The sequence below is a fragment of the Roseicella sp. DB1501 genome, from assembly GCF_013112485.1.
Lineage (GTDB): Bacteria > Pseudomonadota > Alphaproteobacteria > Acetobacterales > Acetobacteraceae > Paracraurococcus.
The window spans coordinates 230,147-249,816 of sequence record NZ_JABFHG010000005.1 but is presented as its reverse complement, the minus strand read 5'-3'; the positions used below and the strand labels follow the sequence as shown (position 1 = coordinate 249,816).

19 protein-coding genes are annotated in these 19,670 nt (G+C 73.5%); 8 read left to right on the top strand and 11 right to left on the bottom strand.

All coding sequences use genetic code 11. The features are described 5' to 3' along the window. Nucleotides 1-103 precede the first annotated feature (103 nt). Nucleotides 104-1,114: a P1 family peptidase gene (locus tag HJG45_RS12090; RefSeq protein WP_171612372.1), complete on the bottom strand. Its 1,011-nt coding sequence runs from the start codon at nucleotides 1,112-1,114 to the stop codon at nucleotides 104-106. Nucleotides 1,115-1,176: 62 nt separating this feature from the next. On the opposite strand from HJG45_RS12090, the gene HJG45_RS12085 reads away from it, so the two are divergent. Beyond that, a complete protein-coding gene (locus HJG45_RS12085; protein WP_171612371.1) occupies nucleotides 1,177-1,659 on the top strand; it encodes a GNAT family N-acetyltransferase in 483 nt (160 codons plus the stop codon). 3 nt (nucleotides 1,660-1,662) lie between these two features. Here HJG45_RS12085 and HJG45_RS12080 read toward each other — a convergent pair whose 3' ends face one another. Continuing rightward, a complete protein-coding gene (locus tag HJG45_RS12080; RefSeq protein ID WP_254452461.1) occupies nucleotides 1,663-2,622 on the bottom strand; it encodes an alpha/beta hydrolase in 960 nt (319 codons plus the stop codon). Between the two features lie 111 nt (nucleotides 2,623-2,733). On the opposite strand from HJG45_RS12080, the gene HJG45_RS12075 reads away from it, so the two are divergent. Beyond that, nucleotides 2,734-5,379 (top strand): GNAT family N-acetyltransferase, encoded by a 2,646-nt coding sequence (locus tag HJG45_RS12075; RefSeq protein WP_171612370.1) that lies wholly within the window; start codon nucleotides 2,734-2,736, stop codon nucleotides 5,377-5,379. Nucleotides 5,380-5,392: 13 nt separating this feature from the next. On the opposite strand, the gene HJG45_RS12070 is transcribed toward HJG45_RS12075, so the two are convergent. From HJG45_RS12070 to HJG45_RS12060, 3 genes are all read right to left on the bottom strand, one after another. Further along, on the bottom strand, nucleotides 5,393-5,728 hold the full coding sequence (locus HJG45_RS12070) for an SMR family transporter (protein ID WP_171612369.1): 336 nt from the start codon (nucleotides 5,726-5,728) through the stop codon (nucleotides 5,393-5,395). Beyond that, nucleotides 5,725-6,723: a glycosyltransferase gene (locus HJG45_RS12065; RefSeq protein ID WP_254452460.1), complete on the bottom strand. Its 999-nt coding sequence runs from the start codon at nucleotides 6,721-6,723 to the stop codon at nucleotides 5,725-5,727. The genes HJG45_RS12070 and HJG45_RS12065 overlap by 4 nt, the downstream gene beginning before the upstream one ends. Nucleotides 6,724-6,911: 188 nt before the next feature. Next, entirely contained in the window at nucleotides 6,912-7,646 is a 735-nt protein-coding gene (locus tag HJG45_RS12060; RefSeq protein WP_171612367.1) for a methyltransferase domain-containing protein, read from the bottom strand. A gap of 199 nt (nucleotides 7,647-7,845) precedes the next feature. Here HJG45_RS12060 and HJG45_RS12055 point away from each other — a divergent pair, with 199 nt between their 5' ends. The 4 genes from HJG45_RS12055 (at nucleotide 7,846) to HJG45_RS12040 (ending at nucleotide 11,330) form a co-directional block, all read left to right on the top strand. Further along, nucleotides 7,846-8,835, top strand: coding sequence for a DMT family transporter (locus HJG45_RS12055; RefSeq protein WP_254452459.1), 990 nt, complete (start codon nucleotides 7,846-7,848; stop codon nucleotides 8,833-8,835). Then, nucleotides 8,835-9,758 carry a DMT family transporter gene (locus HJG45_RS12050; protein WP_171612366.1) on the top strand — a complete coding sequence of 308 codons (924 nt, stop codon included), beginning with the start codon at nucleotides 8,835-8,837 and terminating at the stop codon, nucleotides 9,756-9,758. The genes HJG45_RS12055 and HJG45_RS12050 overlap by 1 nt, the downstream gene beginning before the upstream one ends. Nucleotides 9,759-9,782: 24 nt before the next feature. Next, a complete protein-coding gene (locus HJG45_RS12045; RefSeq protein WP_171612365.1) occupies nucleotides 9,783-10,661 on the top strand; it encodes an MBL fold metallo-hydrolase in 879 nt (292 codons plus the stop codon). Nucleotides 10,662-10,814: 153 nt separating this feature from the next. Next, the gene (locus HJG45_RS12040) at nucleotides 10,815-11,330 is read left to right on the top strand and encodes a hypothetical protein (protein ID WP_171612364.1); all 516 of its coding nucleotides are present in this window, start codon (nucleotides 10,815-10,817) and stop codon (nucleotides 11,328-11,330) included. Between the two features lie 31 nt (nucleotides 11,331-11,361). On the opposite strand, the gene HJG45_RS12035 is transcribed toward HJG45_RS12040, so the two are convergent. The 5 genes from HJG45_RS12035 to HJG45_RS12015 form a co-directional block, all read right to left on the bottom strand. Then, a complete protein-coding gene (locus HJG45_RS12035; RefSeq protein WP_174890446.1) occupies nucleotides 11,362-12,060 on the bottom strand; it encodes an NUDIX domain-containing protein in 699 nt (232 codons plus the stop codon). Further along, a complete protein-coding gene (locus HJG45_RS12030) occupies nucleotides 12,053-12,892 on the bottom strand; it encodes a nitroreductase family protein (protein WP_171612363.1) in 840 nt (279 codons plus the stop codon). The genes HJG45_RS12035 and HJG45_RS12030 overlap by 8 nt, the downstream gene beginning before the upstream one ends. A 173-nt stretch (nucleotides 12,893-13,065) precedes the next feature. Next, nucleotides 13,066-13,467: a VOC family protein gene (locus tag HJG45_RS12025; RefSeq protein ID WP_171612362.1), complete on the bottom strand. Its 402-nt coding sequence runs from the start codon at nucleotides 13,465-13,467 to the stop codon at nucleotides 13,066-13,068. Nucleotides 13,468-13,524: 57 nt separating this feature from the next. Continuing rightward, nucleotides 13,525-15,579 carry an acetate--CoA ligase family protein gene (locus HJG45_RS12020; protein ID WP_171612361.1) on the bottom strand — a complete coding sequence of 685 codons (2,055 nt, stop codon included), beginning with the start codon at nucleotides 15,577-15,579 and terminating at the stop codon, nucleotides 13,525-13,527. 213 nt (nucleotides 15,580-15,792) lie between these two features. After that, entirely contained in the window at nucleotides 15,793-16,704 is a 912-nt protein-coding gene (locus HJG45_RS12015) for an SDR family NAD(P)-dependent oxidoreductase (RefSeq protein WP_171612360.1), read from the bottom strand. Between the two features lie 129 nt (nucleotides 16,705-16,833). Here HJG45_RS12015 and HJG45_RS12010 point away from each other — a divergent pair, with 129 nt between their 5' ends. Beyond that, complete coding sequence (locus HJG45_RS12010; RefSeq protein ID WP_171612359.1) at nucleotides 16,834-17,235, top strand: carboxymuconolactone decarboxylase family protein; 402 nt, start codon at nucleotides 16,834-16,836, stop codon at nucleotides 17,233-17,235. Nucleotides 17,236-17,412: 177 nt separating this feature from the next. Further along, complete coding sequence (locus tag HJG45_RS12005; RefSeq protein ID WP_171612358.1) at nucleotides 17,413-17,895, top strand: nucleoside deaminase; 483 nt, start codon at nucleotides 17,413-17,415, stop codon at nucleotides 17,893-17,895. 25 nt (nucleotides 17,896-17,920) lie between these two features. Here HJG45_RS12005 and HJG45_RS12000 read toward each other — a convergent pair whose 3' ends face one another. Continuing rightward, a complete protein-coding gene (locus HJG45_RS12000; protein WP_171612357.1) occupies nucleotides 17,921-19,393 on the bottom strand; it encodes a helicase HerA domain-containing protein in 1,473 nt (490 codons plus the stop codon). Nucleotides 19,394-19,670 lie beyond the last annotated feature (277 nt).

Sequence of the window (19,670 nt, the reverse complement as noted above, 5' to 3'; positions counted from 1 at the left end):
TGTTCGATCGCGTGAGTCACGCTTCTCGGTGAGTCCACCTCAAGCGATCACGCCCCAGAGCAGATCCCGTTCGAGTGGAAACACCCGAACGGGTGAAAATGCTCTAGCCCCGCCCGTACCGGCTGCGCCAGCCGGGCCGGTCGCCCAGGCTCTCCGCGTGATACACCCCGCGCGCCACGGCCCGTGCCAGCGTGTCCGCCGCCAGATGCCCGAGCCGCGCCAGCATCGCCGGGCCGGTGAGCGGCACCCGGCCGGTCGCCAGGGCGAAGACGCTGTCGCCGTCGAAGGGCGTGTGGATCGGCCGGATCGCCCGCGCCAGCCCGTCCTGCGCCATGATCGCCAGGCGCTGCAACTCGCCCTTGCCGAGCGCCGCGTTCACCGCGATGACGGCAATGGTGGTGTTCGCCATCGGGTTGAGCGCGAAGCCGGGCGGCAGCGGCATCTCCGCCTCGCCCCGCCACGCCGCCGGCGGCGGGCCGAGGCCGCCGAACTCCTCGCCCATCTCCAGCGGCCCGGCCCAGAACCGGTCGGTGCCCGGCATCACGGCGCTGCCGAAGCTGTTCACCGCCACCAGCGCGCCGATCTGCAGCCCGTCCGCCGTCACCGTGCTGGCGCTGCCGAGCCCGCCCTTCAGCGCCCCGGCCCGGGCGCCGAGCCCGGCCCCGGCATTGCCGAAGGCGAAGTCCGGCCCGACGGCATCGAGCGCGGCGCGGCCGAGCGCGGCATAGGGCGGCGCCTCGCCCCAGGCCTTGTCGCCGCCATTCGCCAGGTCGAAGAGGATCGCCGCCGGCACCACCGGGATGACGGCGCCCCCGAAGGCGATGCCGCGGCCGCGCGCGCCGAGCGCCGCCACCACCCCGCCGGCGGCGTCCAGCCCGTACATCGAGCCGCCCGAGAGCACGATGGCATCGACCTCGTTGCGCAGGCTTGCCGGCTCCATCGCCTGGATGTTCTGCGTGCCGGGGGCGCCGCCGCGGATATCGGCGATGGCGGGGCAGCGTTCGGTTGGATAGATCACGCTGACGCCGGTGCGGATGCGGTGGTCCTCGGCATTGCCGACGAGGATGCCCTCGACATCGGTGATGCGGTTGCGGGGGCCGGGCTGCAGGTCCATGCCGCCGAGGCTCGCACGGGGCGGCGCCGGGCGCCATCCGGATGCATGCCGGAGGAGGAGCGATGACCCCAGCCTGGCGCCCGATGGCGGCGGCCGACCTGCCGGCGGTGCTGGCGCTCGCCGACCGCCTGCACCCGCACCATCCGGAATCCCCCGCCGTCTTCGCCGAGCGCCTCGCCCTGGCGCCGGCCGGCTGCCGGGTGCTGGCCGATGCGGTGGGGATCGGCGGCTATGCGGTGAGCCATCCCTGGACCGGGGCGGGGCCGCCGGCGCTCGACACGCTGCTCGGCGCGCTGCCCGTGCAGCCCGGCGCCCTGCACATCCACGACGTCGCGCTCGACCCCCGGCTGCGCGGCGGGGGCCATGCGGTGGCGGTGCTGCGGGCACTGCTCGCCGCCTCGCCTTGGCCGCGGGCGACGCTGGTGGCGGTCTCCGGCACCGGCCCCTACTGGGCGGCGCAGGGCTTCGCCGAGGCGCCGGCCCGGCCGGCCGCGGCGCTGGCGAGCTATGGGGCGGAGGCGCGGTTCATGGTGCGGGAGGGCTGACGCTCAGGCGAGGCGCCCGCGCAGCCAGGCGCCGGCCGCCGCCACCGCCTCGCGCGCCTGGCCGACATGGCCGACGGCGCGCAGGAAGCCATGCACCGTGCCGGGGAAGAGCCGCGTCTCCACCGGCACGCCGGCGGCCTCGAGCGCCGCCGCCATCGCGTGGTTCTCGCTGGCCAGCACGTCGAGCTCGGCGATGTGCAGCAGGCAGGGCGGCAGGCCGGCGAGGCTGCCGCGCAGCGGCGCCGCCAGCGGGTTCACCCGGTCGGCCGGGCGCGGCGCATAGGCGCCCCAGTAGAAGGCCATCCGCTCCCGGGTCAGGCCGTAGCCGGTGGCGAATTCCTCGTAGCTCGGCCTGTCGAGGCGGGAGTCGAAGACCCCGTAGTTGAGCAGCAGCCCGCGCAGCGGCACCGGCGATCCCTCGGCGCGCTGCCACAGCGCCAGCCCGGCGGCGAGGTTGGCGCCGGCGGAATCGCCGCCGAGCACGATCCGCGCCGGGTCGATGCCCCAGGCCGCGCCCTCGGCCGCGATCCAGCGCAGCACCGCCGCGCATTCCTCGAGCGCCTGCGGGAAGACCGCTTCCGGGCTCAGCGCGTAATCCGGCCCGACCACGATGCAGCCGGCGGCCTCGGCGTATTCGCGCATCAGCCGGTCATGCGTGTCGATGCTGTTCCACACCCAGCCGCCGCCATGCAGGTAGAGCAGCACCGGCAGCGCACCTTCGCCGGCGGGTCGATGGACCCGGCACTGGATCCGCCGGCCGCGCGCCGGCAGCCAGCGGTCGCCGCTCTCGGCCATGGTCGGGCCGCCCTCGGAGAGCGGCAGGTTCAGCGCCTCGGTCAGGGCGCGCGGCGCATCGAAGGGCAGGGCCAGGCGAATCGGCGGCAGGCCGGCGGCGCGCGCCTCCATCATCGCGTTGAAACCCGCCATCTCCGGGTCCAGCCGTGGATCCGCCATCTCGCTCATCGCCCCCTTGCCGCCAGCGCCGGCACCGAGTGGAGGCGCCGCCGCCGGCGAGGGCAAGGGGGGCCGGCGGCTTGCCGAGCCCGGCCGGCCCGCCGCATCTTGCGCCGCATCATGTCGAGCACCCTTTCCGTCCGGGGCGCCGCCGGCCTCCGGGCCGCGGCCATGTTCCGGCCGCGCAGCGTCCTGCTGCTCGCCGATCCCGCCCAGGCCGAGGCGGCGATCCTCGCCCGCAACCTGGCCGCTGGCCGCTTCCACGGAACCTGCCACGTCATCGGCATGGCGGTGGAGGGGCTGGATCCGGCCACGAGCATCGAGGCGCTGCCCGAGCCGCCCGACCTCGCCATCCTCTGCCTCGCCCCTGGGGCGCTCGAACCCGCCATGGCCGCGCTCGCCGCCCGCGGCTGCTTCGCCGCGGTGGTGCCGGGCCCGGCGCCCGATCTCGGCGGCATCTGCGCCCGCACCGGCATGCGCGCCCTCGGCCAGGGCAGCTTCGGGCTCTGCGTGCCGGCGATCGGCCTCAACGCCTCGCTCGCCCACATCCCGCCGCAGCCGGGCAAGCTGGCGCTGGTTAGCCAGTCCGCCGCCCTGGTGCGGGCGGTGCTCGACTGGGCCGCGGCCGAGGCGGTCGGCTTCAGCCAGATCATCGGCATCGGCGGCAATGCCAATACCGGCTTCGCCATGGCGCTCGACTGGCTGGCGCGCGACGCCCAGACCGGCGCGGTGCTGCTCGACCTGCGGCGCATCCGCAACCGCCGCGCCTTCGTCTCCGCCGCCCGCGCCGTGGCCCGCACCCGCCCGGTCGTCGCGCTGCGGGCCGGCGGGCTGGCGATGGACGGCGCCGGCATCACCGACCAGGTGATGGAGGCGGCGCTGCGCCGCGCCGGCGTGCTGCGCGTCACCGGGCTCGAGGACCTGCTCTCGGCGGTTGAGACCTTGGCGCGGGTGCGGCCGCGCCTCGGCGGCGGTGCGGAGGCGCAGCGCGGCGACCGCGTCGCCGTCGTCACCAACGGCATCGGCCTCGGCCATCTCGCGGCCGATGCGGTGATCGAGGGCGGCGGGCGCCTCGCCGTGCTGGCGCCCGAGACGCTCGCCGCCTTCGCCGCGCTGCTGCCGGAGGGCTGGCAGGCGGGCAACCCGCTCTCCCTCGGCCCCGGCAGCGGGCCGCGCCTGGCCGAGGCGGCGACCATGCTCGCCGCCCTGCCGGAGGTGGATGCGGTGGTGGCGCTGCATGCGCCGGCGCCGGAGGAGGCCGGGGACGTCGCCGCCGAGGCAATGATCGCCGCTGCCCGCGCCGGCGGGCGCCGCGCGGCGCCGGTGCTGGTCGGCTGGGCCGGCCAGGCGACGGCGGGCCGGCAGCGCCGCGCCATGGCCGAGGCCGGGCTCGCCGTCTTCGCCACCCCGGAAGCCGCGGTGCGCGGCGCGCTGCACCTCGCCCGGGACCGCCGCAACCGCGCCGCCGCGGCGGAGCTGCCGCCGGCTGAGGTGCTGGAGCTGGCGCCCGACCGCCACTTCGCCCGGCGCCTGCTGCAGGCGGCCCGCGCCGCCGGCCGGCGCGTGCTGACCGAGGAGGAGGCGCTCGATCTCTGCGCCGCCTATGGCGTGCCGACCATCCCGGGCCGGCGGGCCAGCGCGCCGCAGGATGCCGCGGATGCCGCGGCCATGCTCGGCTTCCCGGTGGTGCTGAAGGTGCTGAGCCCCGATCTCCGCCACAAGAGCGAGGTGGGCGGCGTCACCCTCGGCCTCGCCACGCCGGGGGCGGTGCGGGCGGAGGCGGAGGCGATGCTGGCCCGGGTGCGGGCCCGGCTGCCGGCGGCGCGGATCGAGGGCTTCCTGGTGCAGCGCCAGGCGGCGCGGGCGCTCGAGCTGCGCCTGCGGCTCGGCGACGACCCGATGTTCGGCCCCTGGATCGGCTTCGGCCAGGGCGGCACGGCGGCCGACATCCTGGAGGACGAGGCCTATGACCTGCCGCCGCTGAACCTGGCGCTGGCCGGCCAGCTCATCTCCCGCTCGCGCACCGCCCGGCTGATGGCCGGCTTCCGCGACCATCCGCCGGCGAACCAGGCCGCGGTCGCCGATGTGCTGGTCCGCCTCTCGCAGATCGCGGTCGACTTCCCCGAGATCGAATCGCTCGCCATCAACCCGCTCTTCGCCGATGCGCAAGGGGTGCTGGCGCTGGATGCGCATCTGGCGCTGCGGCCGGAGGGGACGCGCGGCGAGCTCGCCATCCCGCCCTATCCGGCCGCCCTGTCGCGCCCCTGGCGCAGCCGCGCGGGCGAGGCGCTGACGGTGCGCCCGGTGCGGCCCGAGGATGCCGAGGCGCATGGCGCCTTCTTCCACACCCTCCCGCCCGAAGATGTCCGCTGGCGCTTCTTCTCGCCGCTGAAGGAGCTCTCCCCGAGCATGACGGCGCGGTTGACCCAGATCGACTACGACCGCGAGATCGCCTTCATCGCCTCCCGCCGGCGGCCGGAGGGCGGCGAGGAGACGCTCGGCGTGTCGCGGCTGATCCGCGACCCGGGCGATCCGCTGCGGGCGGAGTTCGCCGTCGCCGTCTCGCCGGCCATGAAGGGGCAGGGGCTCGGGCGGCACCTGATGGAGCGGCTCTTCGAATGGGGCCGCGACAACGGCGTGCGCGAGGTGATCGGCCAGGTGCTGGCCGACAACGCGCCGATGCTCGCCTTCGTCCGGGCGCTCGGCTTCGCCATCCGGCGCTCGCCGGAGGAGGAGGACGTGATGGAGGCGCGGCTCGCGCTGTAGACCGGAAAGCGCTTCAGGCCCCGGCGAGCATCAGCACGCCGCCGCAGATGAGCGCGATTGCCGCCAGCTTCTGCAGCGAGAGGCGCTCGCCGAAGAGGAAGTGCCCGAGCAGCGCCACCGCGACATAGCTCGCCGCCGTGCAGGGCAGGGCGATGCTCATCGGGATGCGGCGCAGCGCGATGATGTAGAGGAAGGCGGCGCCGGCATAGGCAGCGAGGCCGAGCAGGGTGCTCGGGCGGAAGAGCTGGGCGAGGAAGCCGCCCTCGGCCACCGCGCCGGCCTTCAGCAGCACCTGGCCGAGCAGCGAAGTGAGGATCGCGGCGGCCAGCGCCAGCCAGTAGAGCGTCATCGCAGCGCGTCCTCCGGCTGGCGCGCCGGGGTGGCCTCGGGCCGCGGGGCGATGATCTCCCGCACCACGCCCTGCGGCTTGCCGTTGGCCGAGAGGAAGGCGCGGCCGACATACTCGCCGAGCACGCCGAGGATGAGGAACTGCACCCCGGCGAGCAGCAGCATGGTGGTCATGCTCGAGGCCCAGCCGGAGGGCGTGCCGCTCATCATCGCCTCCGCCACCACCAACAGGGCGAGCAGGAAGCCGAGGATGCCCATGGCGATCCCGGCGAAGATGGCGAGGCGCAGCGGCAGGACGGAGAAATTGGTGGCAAGGTTGAGCCAGAGCCGGATCAGCCGCTTCAGCGTGTAGTTCGAGCGGCCCTCGGCGCGCGCCAGGTGCAGCACCTCGATCGAGCTGATCCGCTGCGTCACCTGCATGATCAGCCCGTCCACATAGGGGTAGGGGCCGCGATACTTCGCCACCTCGCGCACCACCAGCGCGCTCATGCAGCGGAAGGAGGAGAGATAGAGCCCCTTCGGCTTGTCGAGCAGCGTATCCGCCACCCGGTTGGCGAAGCGGCTGCCGAGGTTGCGCCAGCCCTCGTGCTGCTTCTCGGCATAGCGGGTGTAGACGACGTCCCAGCCGCCGAGCCGGGCGTGGTCGTAGAGCTTCAGCACCTCCTCCGGCGGGTTCTGCAGGTCGTCGTCCATGGTGATGACATAGGCGCCGCGGGCATGCCGCAGCCCGGTCATGACCGCGTTGTGCTCGCCGAAATTGCGCGCATGCTCGAGATAGGTGACGGGCACCGTGGCGCGCGCCTGCAACTCGCGGCAGACCTCGGCGGAGTTGTCCGGGCTGCCATCGTTGACCAGGACGATCTCGAGCCCGCCCTCGGGGCGCAGCGCCGAGAGCGCCTCGACCAGCCGGCCGACCGTCGTGGCGCCGCGATAGACCGGGACGACGATGCTCAGCCCCGCGGGGCGCGCGTCGAAATCGGGGAAGCTCGGGGGCATGGTGGGTCTCCGGGCTCGGGTCATAGCAACGGCCGTTGATGTTGACACATCAATGGCCCCTCACTCGCCGGGCGGTTCGCTCCGCGAACCTTGGCTGCGCGGCGTCGCGCCGCGAGGCGCGCCTCATGGCGCGGCCCGCGGCGCCCATTCGGACGCCCGGCATGAATGGATCATTCATGCCGTTGGCATCAGGGGCGGCGGGCGGTGGCGAGCACCGAGCCGCCGGCCGGGAAGGGGATGCCGAGCATCCGCAGGCGACGCTCCAGCCGCGTCACGGCGTACAGGCCGCGATCGAGCCAGGCCGGATAGGCCGCGACATCCGACTGCGCCAGCGCGGCGCGCGGGGCGAGCTTGCGCCGCGCCACCATCAGCGGCAGCAGCAGGCTGTTCCAGTAGCGCAGCCGCACGCCGGCCAGCCCGACCGCGGCCAGCAGGCCGGCCACGCGCCGCGCGGTGAAGCGCCGGGCGTTCTGCACCCGCAGGTCGTGGCCGGAGCGCAGCCAGTCGAAGGCCGGCAGGTTCAGCACCAGCAGCCCGCCCGGCCGCAGCACCCGGCGCAGCTCCGGCAGCGCCCGGGCCGGATCGACCGCAGCGTGGCAGAGCACGTCGAGGCTCACCACGGCGGCGAAGCTGCCCTCGGCGAAGGGCAGCGCATGCACCGTGCCGCGCAGCACCGGATGGCCCGACTTCGCCGCCGCCCGCATCGCCGTCGGCAGATGGTACTCCACCCCGACGGCGGCGAGGTCGGGTCGCGCACGGCGCAGCCGCGCCAGGAAGCCGCCGGTGCCGCAGCCGGCATCGAGCAGCGGCCCTGGGCCTGGCTGGCCGGCGGCGAGGGCGTCGAGCACCTCGGCATGCAAGGCGCGGTACCACCACATGCCGTCCTCGGCCGCGTCCATGAGCTGGTATTGCGCGGGTTCCACGCGCCGGTTCTGGCACGCGGCCGGCGGCGAGAACAAGCGGCGGGGTCCAGGCGCCGGCGGAGGGGGAGCGATGCGGGGCCGTTTCATCCGCATTCCGGCCATGTTTTCCGCCGCACCTGCTTCCTGCCGCGACGTGGCGGCGCTACCGCCCTCCAGGGACGGAAGGCCCGGGGGAAGACTGGGGCAAGGCCGGGGAATGATGAGGCAGGGGGGAATCGGTGCGGCGGCGCCGCGGGCCTGGCCGGGCGGCACCCCGCTCGCGATGCCGACGGGCGAGGAGGCGGTTCGCGGCCTCGCCATCGTGGCGCTCGGCTATGCGGTGATCTCGCTCGCCGATGCCACGGTGAAATGGGTGATGCCGCTGACCGGCCCGGCCGTCGCCATGGTCTGGCGCGGGCTCTTCGGCGGCCTCGCGGTGCTGCTGCTCTCGCGCGGCCGGGCGCTCCGGGCGGTGAACCGCCCGCTGCTGCTGGCCCGCAGCCTGCTCTCGGCCGGCGTCTCCGCCGCCTGGTACCTCGCCTGGTCGCTCGGCGTCAGCCTCGCCGACAGCTATGCCGTCGCCGCCGCCTCGCCGCTGCTGATGACCCTGCTCGCCATCCCGCTGCTCGGGGAGCGGGTCGGCTGGCGGCGCTGGTGCAGCACCGCGGTCGGCTGCGCCGGCGTGTTGTTCATGCTGCAGCCGGGGGGTGAGCTCTGGCGCTGGGAATCAGCGCTGCTGCTGGCCGCGACGGCGGTGATGGCGCTGACCCGGATCTGGACCCGGATGCTGACCCGCACCGACACGCCGGACAGCATGGCCTTCTGGGTGCTGGCGGCGCAGGCGCCGGTCGGCCTCGCCCTGCTCGCCTGGCCGGCGATGGGGCTGCCGGCCGCCACCGGCGCGGCGGGCGGGCTGCTGCCACCGCTCTGGGCGCTGGCGATGCTGGCCGGCTTCGCCCTGCTGAACGCCCTGGCGCAGATCCTGTTCGGCCGCGGCTACGCGCTGGCGCCGGTCTCGGCCATCGCGCCCTTCGAATACACGCCGCTGCTCTGGGGCATCGGCCTCGGCTTCCTGCTCTGGGGCGAGGTGCCGGCCTGGACCACGCTCGGCGGCGCTGCGGTGGTCGTCGCCGCCGGCCTCTACAACGTCCATCGCGAGCGGGTGCGGCGCGCCGAGGAGCGCGCGGCGCGGCTGCGGGCGGGCGGCTGATGGCGTTGCGCCACGACATCCGCCGCGGCGCGCTCTGCATGCTGGGCGCGCATGCGCTCTTCACCGGCATGGGCGCCATCGTGAAGCACCTGGCCGACCATGTGCCGGTCATCGAGCTGATGTTCTTCCGCAGCGTCTTCGCCCTGCCCGTGGTGCTGGCGATCTGCCTGCGCGCCGGCGGCGTCACGCTGCGGACCCGGCGCTTCGGCGGCCATGCGCTGCGCGCCTGCACCGGCATCGCGGCGCAGACCCTCGGCTTCTACGCCCTCGGCATCCTGCCGCTCGCCGAGCAGGTGGCGCTCGGCTACACCCAGCCGCTCTTCGTCACCATCCTCGCCATCCCCTTCCTCGGCGAGATGGTGGGCCTGCATCGCTGGAGCGCGGTGGTGATCGGCTTCTGCGGCGTGCTGCTGATCGCCGCCGGGCAAGGTCTTGGTGTTGGGGGATTGGGCGCCGGCGAGCTGCCGCCGGGCCTGGCGCTCGGCACCCTGGCCGGGGTGGCGCAGGGCCTGTTCTCGGCGGTGACGACCCTGCTGGTGCGCCAGCTCTCGGCCACCGAGAGCTCGACCACCATCACCCTCTGGCAGTCGCTGCTGATGGGCGCCTATGCCGCGGTGCTGCTGCCCTTCGTCTGGGTGACGCCGGGCTGGGGGGATCTCGGCCTGCTGATCCTGGTCGGCCTCGTCGGCGGCTCGGCGCAATGGCTGCTGACCGAGGCCTGGGCGAGCGCGCAGGTCTCGGCGGTCGCGCCCTATTCCTATTCGGCGCTGCTCTGGTCGATCCTGCTCGGCTGGCTGGTCTTCGGCGAGCTGCCCGGGCTGGCGATGCTCGGCGGCGCCGGCTTGATCGTCGCCGCCGGCCTGTACATCCTGCACCGCGAGCTGGTCCGCAAGGGCCGCAAGGAGACGGCGCGACCGGGCTGAGGCGCCGCCAGGTGGGAGGAATGGATGGCGATACCCTTCCTGCGGCAGGATCCGCTGCCGCATGGCGCGGTGGAGGAGACGGCGCCGGGCGTGCGGCGGATCGTCTGCAACAACCCCTCCGCCTTTACCTTCCGCGGCACCAACACCTACATCATCGGCCGCGGCCGGGTGGCGGTGCTCGATCCCGGGCCGGAGAACGAGGCGCATCTGGCCGCCATCCTCGCCGCGACGGCGGGCGAGACGGTGACGCATGTGATCGTCAGCCACACCCATCGCGACCACTCGCCGGGGGCTGCGCCGCTGGTCGCCGCGACCGGCGCCGAGACCTGGGGCTTCGGCCCGCATGTGACGCCGCCCGAGGCCGGTGGCGAGGGCGGCGACCACGGCTTCCAGCCGCAGCACCGCCTGGCCGACGGCGCGGTCGTGGCCGGCGAGGGTTGGCGACTGACCGCGCTGCACACGCCCGGGCATTGCGCCAACCATCTTTGCTTCGCCATGGAAGGAAACGGCGTGCTGTTCAGCGCCGACCATGTGATGAGCTGGTCGACCAGCGTGGTCAGCCCGCCGGATGGCGACATGGCGGACTACATGCGGAGCCTCGACCGGGTCATGGCGCGCGAGGATGCGGTCCTGCTGCCCGGCCACGGCGCGCCGCTGCGCGACCCAAAGCCCTTCCTCGCCGGGCTCCGGGCGCATCGGGAAGAGCGCGAGGCGCGGGTGCTGGAGGCGCTGCGCCAGGCCGGCAGCGCGACGGCGGCCGCGCTGGTCGGGCCGGTCTACGGGCCGCTCGACCCGCGCCTCGTCGGCCCGGCCGGGCGCAGCCTGCTGAGCCACCTGATCAAGCTGGAGCAGGAGGGGCGGGTGGCGCGCGGCGAGGGGGATGGCTGGCACCACCTCGGCTGACGGCTGCCGTTCGGGACCATGGCGGGGTGGATGGTGCCCAATGCCGGGCCCCTGGTAACGCATTCCAGCGCACAGACCCTTGGCGCAAGCCTTGGCATGCTTTGCCCCCGTGCAGGCAGGTCCCGCACGGGGGCAAAGCAGAAGGTGATAGCCATGTGGATTGGCGCAATCCGACTGTCGGTCCAGACAGCGGCAAGGCCTTCCTACGCCGGCACGGACAACCTGGTGCAGGCGGTGATCCGTCGGGACGGAACCGAGCTCAGAGTTCTCAACCTGGACTATCCCGCCGAGGATGATCTGGAGCCCGGGTCATTCCGCGTCTACGATTACAGCGGCCCAACGAAGCTGCCCCGGCGCAACGACCGGACGCCGGAATTGCCCGATGGGGTCGGGCAGATTCCAAGTCCTTATCCGGGCTACGGCTTCGAGTTCTCGCGCGGGCTGAATGGCCATCTCGGCATCAGGCTGCACATCAACGGCGACGACCTCTGGATCAAGGACAGGGTTGATCTCTACGTCCGCTTCATCAGGTTGCGGGCAACAAGCTTCGATACCTTGAATTGGATCGAGGACACCGACTGGACCTATGTGGCGAGCTGGGGCCAGAACGTCACGCTGAGCACCGATGGCGGCGAGGGCAGAACAGACTGGACGCTCGCCCTCACCTGACAAGACGGAACCGAGGTCCGCGACGGCCGGCTCACCTGTCGCTGAGCCGGTTATCCATTCCTCGAAAACAGATCAGCTCGCGGGTTTCGCGTTCGGCCGGCGTCATCGCCAGCCAGGCGCGGAACTCCGCCAGCACCTTCGCCGTGATGCTGGCGATCTTGTGCCGGAAGGCCTCCTCGAAGCCGAAATAGCGCAGCTCCTCCAGCTCGCCCGAGCCGCGCAGCGGCCCATGCGCCGCCTCGCCGGGCGCGATCAGGAAGCGGGCATTGAAGCGGGCGACGCGGTTGGGCGGCGTCACCGCGCGGCAGAGATACTCGATGGCGGCGAGATCCGGCAGCAGCCGGTGGCCATCCATCCGGCCGAGGACCAGGCCGGTCTCCTCGTGCAGCTCGCGCGCCGCGGCAATGCCGATCGCGCGGGCGAGGGAGGGCGGCGCCTGCCGCTCCAGGCAGGCGCGGGTGAAGTCCGGCAGCTCGCTCATCGCCGGGGCGCGGTGATCGGCGCGATCGACGCGGCCGCCTGGGAAGACCAGGACATTCGGCATGAAGCGGTGGCGCGCATGCCGCAACCCCATCAGCACCTCCGGCCCCTGCGGCCCTTCGCGCCAGAGGATGAGGCTCGCCGCATGCTTCGGCGTGACGGAGCGGCTCGGCGCGGCGGGGCGGCTCTCGGCCGGGCCGCCGGGATTGTCCTCGGTCGGCGACACGCGGTGCGGGGCGTCGTCAGTCAAGGGAGAGCCCCCGCAGCTTCAGCCAGGCGCGGAGCCCGAACCGCTCCGGCACGGAGAGCTGCCGCGCGGCATTCTCCGACCAGGCGCAGCCCTCGGGCTTCGGGCCGTGGATCTCCGGATAGCGCGGCTTCGCCGGCGGCCGCGCGGCGTCGTAGGCGGGCAGCGCCGCGTCCAGCCCGCTCTCGTCGTAGCGTTCGGCATGCACGACGACACTCTGCGGCAGGCGTGGCGAGAGCCAGTTCCGCGGCCCGGCCGGCACGCCGAGGGTCAGGCCCGCCACCGGGAAGACGCCCTCCGGCAGGGAGCAGAGCGGGCCGATCTTCTCGACATGGTTGCGCACATAGGAGATCGGGCAGGTGCCGAGCCCCGCCGCCTCGGCCGCCATCACCGCGAAGCCGAGGGCGAGCGCCGCATCGGCGGTGGCGTTGAGGAAGGTGTCGACATTGTCGTTGGCATGCGCGCGGCCATGGCGCTCGCACAGCCACCGGCCGCGCCGGACATCGCCGCAGAAGAGCAGGAAGACCGGCGCCTGCTTGATCCAGTCCATGCCGGTGATCCAGTCGGCGATGCGCGCGATGCGCGCCGCGTCGCGGAGGACGATGATGGCGTATTGCTGCAGGTCCGACTTGCTTGGCGCCGATTGCGCGCCGGCGAGCACGGCCTGCAGCAGCGGCTCGGGCACCGGGTCGGGCGCGTAGCGGCGCGTGACACGCCGGTCGAGCAGGGCGGCGAGGCCAGGCGGCACCTCCGGCGGCGGGGTGAAGGGCAGGGGCGCCTCGGGCGCCAGGCCATAGCGGCCGCGGATCAGCCGCTCCGGATCGTTCTCGGACATCGTGCCGGCAGCATGGCAGGGGATGCCGGCGGGGGCGAGCCCCCGCGGCCACCCGATCGCAGACCAACGGACCCGTCGCCCGGCCGGTCGGAGGCCCCGAACGGGCCCTGCGGCTTATGCCGCGAAGCCAAGCGGACCGGAGGTTCGCGCCCGGCGCCTGAGGGCCAAGGCCGTCAGCGCTTCGTCCAGGGGTCGTAGGTGCCGAAATGCCAGAGATGCCCCTCCGGATCGCGGCAGGAATAGCTGCGTCCGCCATAGGCCTCGTCCTTCAGCGGCGCCACCACCTCTGCTCCCTCGCGCACCGCCCGGGCATGGTGCGCATCGGCGTCCTTCACCACGATATAGGCGCTCTGCGTCACATGGCCGGCCGGCGGGTACTGGATGGAGCCGCTGCCCTCCTCCCGCGCCGTGCCGAGCATGATCATGCCGCTGCCGAAGATGAGCTGGGCATGCGCGATGCCGCCATCCTCGTCCTGGTAGACCGCATGCCGGGTGAAGCCGAAGGCGCGGCAGAGCCAGTCCACCGCCGCCGCCGCGTCGCGGTAGGGCAGGGTGGGGATGATGGTGGCGGGCATGGGCTGCAATTCCTGTGGCAGGCAAGGTGGCGCAAAGGGTGCGCGCCCTTCCATAGCCTATTCCGTGCACACCACCCACGCATCCGCGACCGTCACGCCCCGATTCTCCGCATGGATGATCAGCGGGTTGATCTCCGCCTCGCGGATATCCGGCCGGGCGGCGAGGCGAGAGACCGCCGCCACCGCCCGCGCCAGCGCCGGCAGGTCGCCGGGCGGCAGGCCACGCCAGCCGGCCAGGGGCTGCAGCCCGCGCACCTCGGCGATCATCGCCATGGCCTCCGCCTCGTCGACCGGGGCGAGGCGGAGGGTGACGTCACGGAACAGTTCGGCGGCGATTCCGCCAGTGCCGAGCAGCACCACCGGCCCGACCTCGGGGTCACGGCGGAAGCCGAGGATCGCCTCGCCCAGCCCCTTCGCCATCGGCTGCAGCAGGAAGCCCGTCAGCCGCGCCGCGGGCGCCATCCGGGCGACGCGGCCCTGCATCGCCGCCGCCTCCTGCCGCAGGGTCGCGGCATCGGGGATGTTGAGCCGGACGCCGCCGAGCTCGGTCTTGTGGGCGAGGTCGGGTGAGAGGATCTTCAGCGCCACCGGGAAAGCGAGGTCGCGCGCGGCGTCCTCCGGGCCGCGCAGGACGGCGAAGGGGCTGTCGAGGCCGAGCGCGGCGAAGAGCCGGCGCGCCTCGGCCTCGTCCGGCCGCGCCGGCAGGGCGTGGTCGATGGCCGGCCGCGCCGGCTCGGGCTGCGGCGCCCGCCAGTCGCACCAGGCGCGGATCGCATCCGCCGCCGATTCCGGGGTGCGAAAGGCGGGGATGCCGGCCTCGGCCAGCAGCCGCAGCGAGGCATCGGCCTGCGGCACCAGGAAGGCGGCGATCGGCTTGCCGCCGCCCGCTTCCCGCGCCCGCAGGATGCCGGCGACCGCGTCCTGCGGCTTGAACTGCGCCGAGGAGCCGATGACCGAGAGGACGAGATCCGTGTCGCCCGCCGCCTGCAGCGCGCCGATCGCGGCCGCCACCCGCTCCGGCCGCGCCCCGGCCAGGGTGAGGTCGAGCAGCCGGCCGTGATGCGCGATGCCGGCGGCGTCGAGCCTCGCTGCCGCCGCCGCATCCGGCGCCCGCGCCTCGATCCCGGCGACGCCGAGGCAGTCCACCACCATGGCGCCGCCGCCGCCCGTCGTCGTCGTCACGCCGACCGCGCGGTGGATGCGCGGCGGGGGCGCCCGGCCGATGAGCAGCGGCGGCAGCTCGATCAGCGCCTCGAGCGTCGTCACCCGGGCGATGCCATGGGCGCGGAAGAAGGCCTCGGCCGCGGCATCGGAGCCGGCCAGCGCCCCGGTATGGCTGGTGGCGAGCTCGGCGCCGTAGGGCGAGCGGCCGAGCTTGTAGGCGATGACCGGCTTGCCGGCGGCATGGGCGCGGCGGGCGAGGGCGGCGTAGTGCTCCGGCTGCCGGATCGCCTCGAGGAACAGCAGGATGGCGTCCACCTGCGGGTCGTCGACCAGCAGCCCGGCGATCTCGCCGGCCGAGAGATCGGCCTCGTTGCCGGTGCCGACGATGTGCGAGAAGCCGATGCCACGGGCGGCGCCGCGCGACATGATGGCGCCCATCATGGAGCCGGACTGGCTGACCAGGGCGATGCGGCCGGCCGGCAGCGTCTCCGCCTCCAGCGCCGCGTTCACCGAGCAGGCGATGCGGTCGTTGAGGTTGACCACGCCCATGGAATTGGGGCCAAGGATGCGCAGCCCGGCGCGGCGGGCGGTCTCGACCAGCCGCGCCTGCAGCGCGGCGCCTTCCGGCCCGGATTCGGCGAAGCCGTCGGCCAGCACGCCGGCGGCGGCGATGCCCTTGGCGGCGACCGCCTGCACCACGCCTTCGACATGCGGCGTGTTCAGCAGGATATAGGCGAAATCCACCTCGCCCGGAATGTCGGTGACGCTCGGATAGGCCTTCACGCCCAGCACCTCGGCCTCGCGCGGATGCACCGGCAGCACCTCGCCGGCATAGCCGTGCTTGCGGAGATAGAGCTGCGCCCGCGCGGTCAGCCGCTTCGGATCGGAGGAGGCGCCGATGAGGGCGATGCGGCGCGGCTGGAAGAGCGCGCGGTGGAGCGGGTTCATGGCGTTTCCCCGGGAGGTTCCCTTGGCCGGCCCGGACCAATGGGCAACCCTACCCCCTGTCGGGCTGTCGGCGGATGATGCCGGCAGGACGGCGCCTGAAGCCGTCGCTGCCCGTTGTCCTGCCGCGGCTTTGCCGCGGCAGGCTGTGACGCCTCCTGGGCCCCTTGCGAATCGCGGGGCCCCCGCGACGGCGCGAAGCGACGTCGTGGGGATTTAGAGGGGATCCCAGGAGAACACCTCGCCCGAGCGCTCGAGCGGGATGAAGAAGCTCTTCAGCGCCGGCAGCGCGTGCTCGGCCAGGCTCTCCGGCGTCCAGCCTTCGCTGCTGTGGATGCCGCGGATCGGCCGGTTCTGGCTGAACAGGAACAGCTCGTTCATGCGCGGGCCGAAGATCTGGCCGTTGACCTCCTTGGCGGCGTCGGAGGCGAGGAAGACGGCGAGCGGCGCGTTCTTCTCCGGCCCCATGCGCATGATCTTCTCGACGCGCGCCTTCTGCTCCGGCGTCTCGGCCGGGATGGAGCTGGTCATGCGGCTCCAGGCGAAGGGCGCGAGGCAGTTGGAGCGGACGTTGTAGCGCTTCATGTCGAGCGCGATCGACTTCGACAGGGCGCAGATGCCCAGCTTCGCCGCCGAGTAGTTCGCCTGGCCGAAATTGCCGATCAGGCCGGAGGTCGAGGTGATGTGGACGAAGGCGCCGCTCTCCTGCTTGCGGAAATGCGTCGCCGCGTGCCGCGACATGTAGAAGGAGCCGTTGAGGTGGACGCCGATCACCGCGTCCCATTCCTCCGCCGTCATGCGGTGGAAGATCTGGTCGCGCAGGATGCCGGCATTGTTCACGACGATGTCGATGCGACCGAAATGGTCGAGCGCGGACTGGACGATCTTGCCGGCGCTCTCCCAGGAGGAGACGCTGTCGGTGTTGATCTCGGCCTGGCCGCCGCGCTGCTCGATGATCTGCTTGGTCTGCTGCGCCGGGGTGGCGGACTGCCCCTCGCCGGTCAGCGAGGCGCCGATGTCGTTGATGATGACCTTGGCGCCGGCCTGCGCCATGTGCAGCGCGATCTCGCGCCCGATGCCGCCGCCCGATCCGGTGACGACCGCGACCTTACCGTCCAACATGCCCATGATGGCGTTTCCTCTTCCACGGATTGGGTAGGTGGCTAACCGTAGCCCCGCCGGGGCGTCGCGTGAAGCCGGGGTGGCTATGCCCCGCCGCGGGGGCGCCTATGCTGGCGGGGCAGGAGGAGACGGAGCATGGAAAAGGGACCGCATTACGCGAAGGGCCGGGAGATCCGGCGCAAGCTGCTCGGCGACCGCGCCGTCGAACAGATGGCGCAGACCGTCTACGACGATCCGATGATGAACAAGTTCGGCGACTACGCCTCGGAGGCCGTCTTCGGCATGCTCTGGGGCCGGCCGGGCCTCGACCTCAAGACCCGGGCGCTGATCTGCGTCGTCTCCGACACAGCGACCCATGCCTGGCCGGAGCTGAAGATCCATCTGCGCATGGCGCGCAACATGGGTTGGACCGAGGAGGAGCTGAGCGAGGCGCTGCTGCATATGGGCGGCTATGTCGGCCTGCCCTCGGTGCGCGAGGGGCTGCTGGTGGCGCGCGAGCTGTTTCGCGAGATGCGCGAGGAAGCCGGGACGCCCTGACGCCGGCCGGGCCATGCGCCAGAGCGTGATCGCTTGAGGTGGAAGCGCTGAAACGCCTGGATCACGTGATCAAACAACGGCCTGGACCGTGATCCGCGACCCTGTGTGAACGGATCATGGTCTAGAATGGGCATTCGCCCGGCCGTGCTTCCGGGCGGGCATCCCGGAGGCTGCCGCATGACCGATGCCGATCCCGTCGCCAGCCGCCACATGCGGCGCGCCCTGGCCCTGGCCTGCGACTCCGTCGCCGCCGGGGGCGGGCCCTTCGGCGCGGTGATCGCCCACGGCGATGAGGTCGTCGCCGAGGGCACCAACCGCGTGACGCCGGAGCTCGACCCGACGGCGCATGCCGAGATCACCGCCATCCGCCGCGCCTGCGCCGCGCTCGGGCGCTTCGAGCTGCGCGGCCTGACCCTCTATTCGAGCTGCGAGCCCTGCCCGATGTGCCTCGCCGCCATCCACTGGGCGCGGCTGGATGCGGTGCGCTTCGCCGGCAGCCGGGAGGCGGCGGCGGCCGCTGGCTTCGACGATGCGCTGCTCTATCAGGAAGTGGCGCTGCCGCCGGAGCGGCGCAGCGTACCGGCCAGCCGGCTGCTGCCGGAGGAGGGCCAGCGTCCCTTCACGGCCTGGGCCGCCAAGCCCGACCGCACGCCCTATTGACGTTCCCGCATCGTGCCGGCCGCGCTCAGGCGGCCGCGGCTTCCGGGTCGCCGGGGGCGGTTTCCCAGCCGGGGCCGATCAGGGTGACGACCCGTCGCCCGGCCGGATCGGGCCGGCAGGCGATGACGCCCTGCTTCTCGAGGAAGTCGAGCGCCGAGCGGCCGCGGCCGCGCGAGACGCTGCCGAGCACCCGGGCGATGGCGAGGTCGGAGGGGCAGGGCGCCGCCTCCAGCGCCGCCCGTGCCAGCAGCAGATAGGCGCCCTGGCGGTCCTCCGGCAGCGTGCCGGCGAGGGCCAGCGCCTCCTGCCATTCCGGCCGTGCCTCCAGCGCCTCGCTCACCCCGGCGAGGACCAGCGCCAGCAGCGGCCGGAAGCCGGCGAGGTCGAGCGGGCGGCCGGGCAGCATCTCGATCCGGCAGCGGAGCTGGAAATCCTGCAGCAGCGCCTGCGCCGGCCGGAAGGCGGCGCCCGGATCCGCCATGATCGTCCGCAGGATGGCGAGCTGCGCCCGGTGCCGCTCCGCCGCCTCCTCGGCGGTTGGCAGCGGCAGGCTGGCCGGGGTGGTCGGCCGCGTGGCAGCGAGCTGCGCCAGGATGTCGGGTGACGGCGCGACAGGCGCCCGGCGGAGGCGCGGCGGCTCGGCCGCCGGGGCGGCGAGGACCAGGGCCCGCGCCTCCTCGACCGGGGTCTCGGGCAGCGGCATCAGGCCTGGGCCGGCGCCGCGGCTTTCGGTCTCGACCGCGCCGACCCTGACCGCCAGCGGCCGGCGGGCGAGGGCCGGGCCGAGCGCCATGAAGCGGCCGCGCTCGAGGTCGCGGAACATCTCCGCCTGGCGCTTCTCCATCCCCAGCAGGTCGGCGGCGCGGGCCATGTCGATATCGAGGAAGGTGCGGCCCATCAGGAAGTTGGAGGCTTCCGCCGCAACGTTCTTGGCCAGCTTCGCCAGACGCTGGGTGGCGATGACGCCGGCGAGCCCGCGCTTGCGGCCGCGGCACATCAGGTCGGTCATGGCGCCGAGCGAGGCGCGCCTCGCCTCCTCGGCGACATCGACGCCGCCCGCGGGGGCGAAGAGCTGCGCCTCGTCGACCACGACCAGCAGCGGGGTCCAGAAGGGCCGGTCGGCGGCGAAGAGACCGTCGAGGAAGGCGGCGGCGCGGCGGAGCTGGCCCTCGATCTCGACGCCTTCGAGATTCAGCACCACCGAGACGCGGTGCTGCCGCACCCGCTCGGCCGCCAGCGCCAGCCCCTGCTCGGTCTGCTCCGCGGCGTCGATGACGAGATGGCCGTAGCGATCGGCCAGGGAGACGAAATCCCCCTCCGGGTCGATCACCGCCTGCTGCACGAAGGGCGCGCTGCGTTCCAGCAGCCGCCGCAGGAGATGCGACTTGCCGCAGCCGGAATTGCCCTGCACCAGGAGCCGGGTCGCCAGCAGCTCCTCAAGGTCGAGCAGCGCCGGCTGGCCGTTATCCCTGTGCCCGAGATCGATGCTGACCGCCATCCCGTCCCTGGAAGCGCCGAGGGTGGTCCCGCCCGGCGGACTGCGCCGCGCGGAGGCGCGGCCGTGACGACGACGGATTGCGTTCAGGATTGAACGCCGCTCCGCCGTAGCCTGTTGTTTCCAGAGCAGATTCACGCGTCCTGGCGTTCACGCCCTTCCGCGATCCGCTCCAGGCCGCTCCCGGAGGCATGCCCCGCCGGCCGGCCCCTGGTCTAGCCTGCGCGCGACCGGGGGGAAAGCGGGACGGGGCCAGGAGGCCGCGATGGGCGCCGCGATT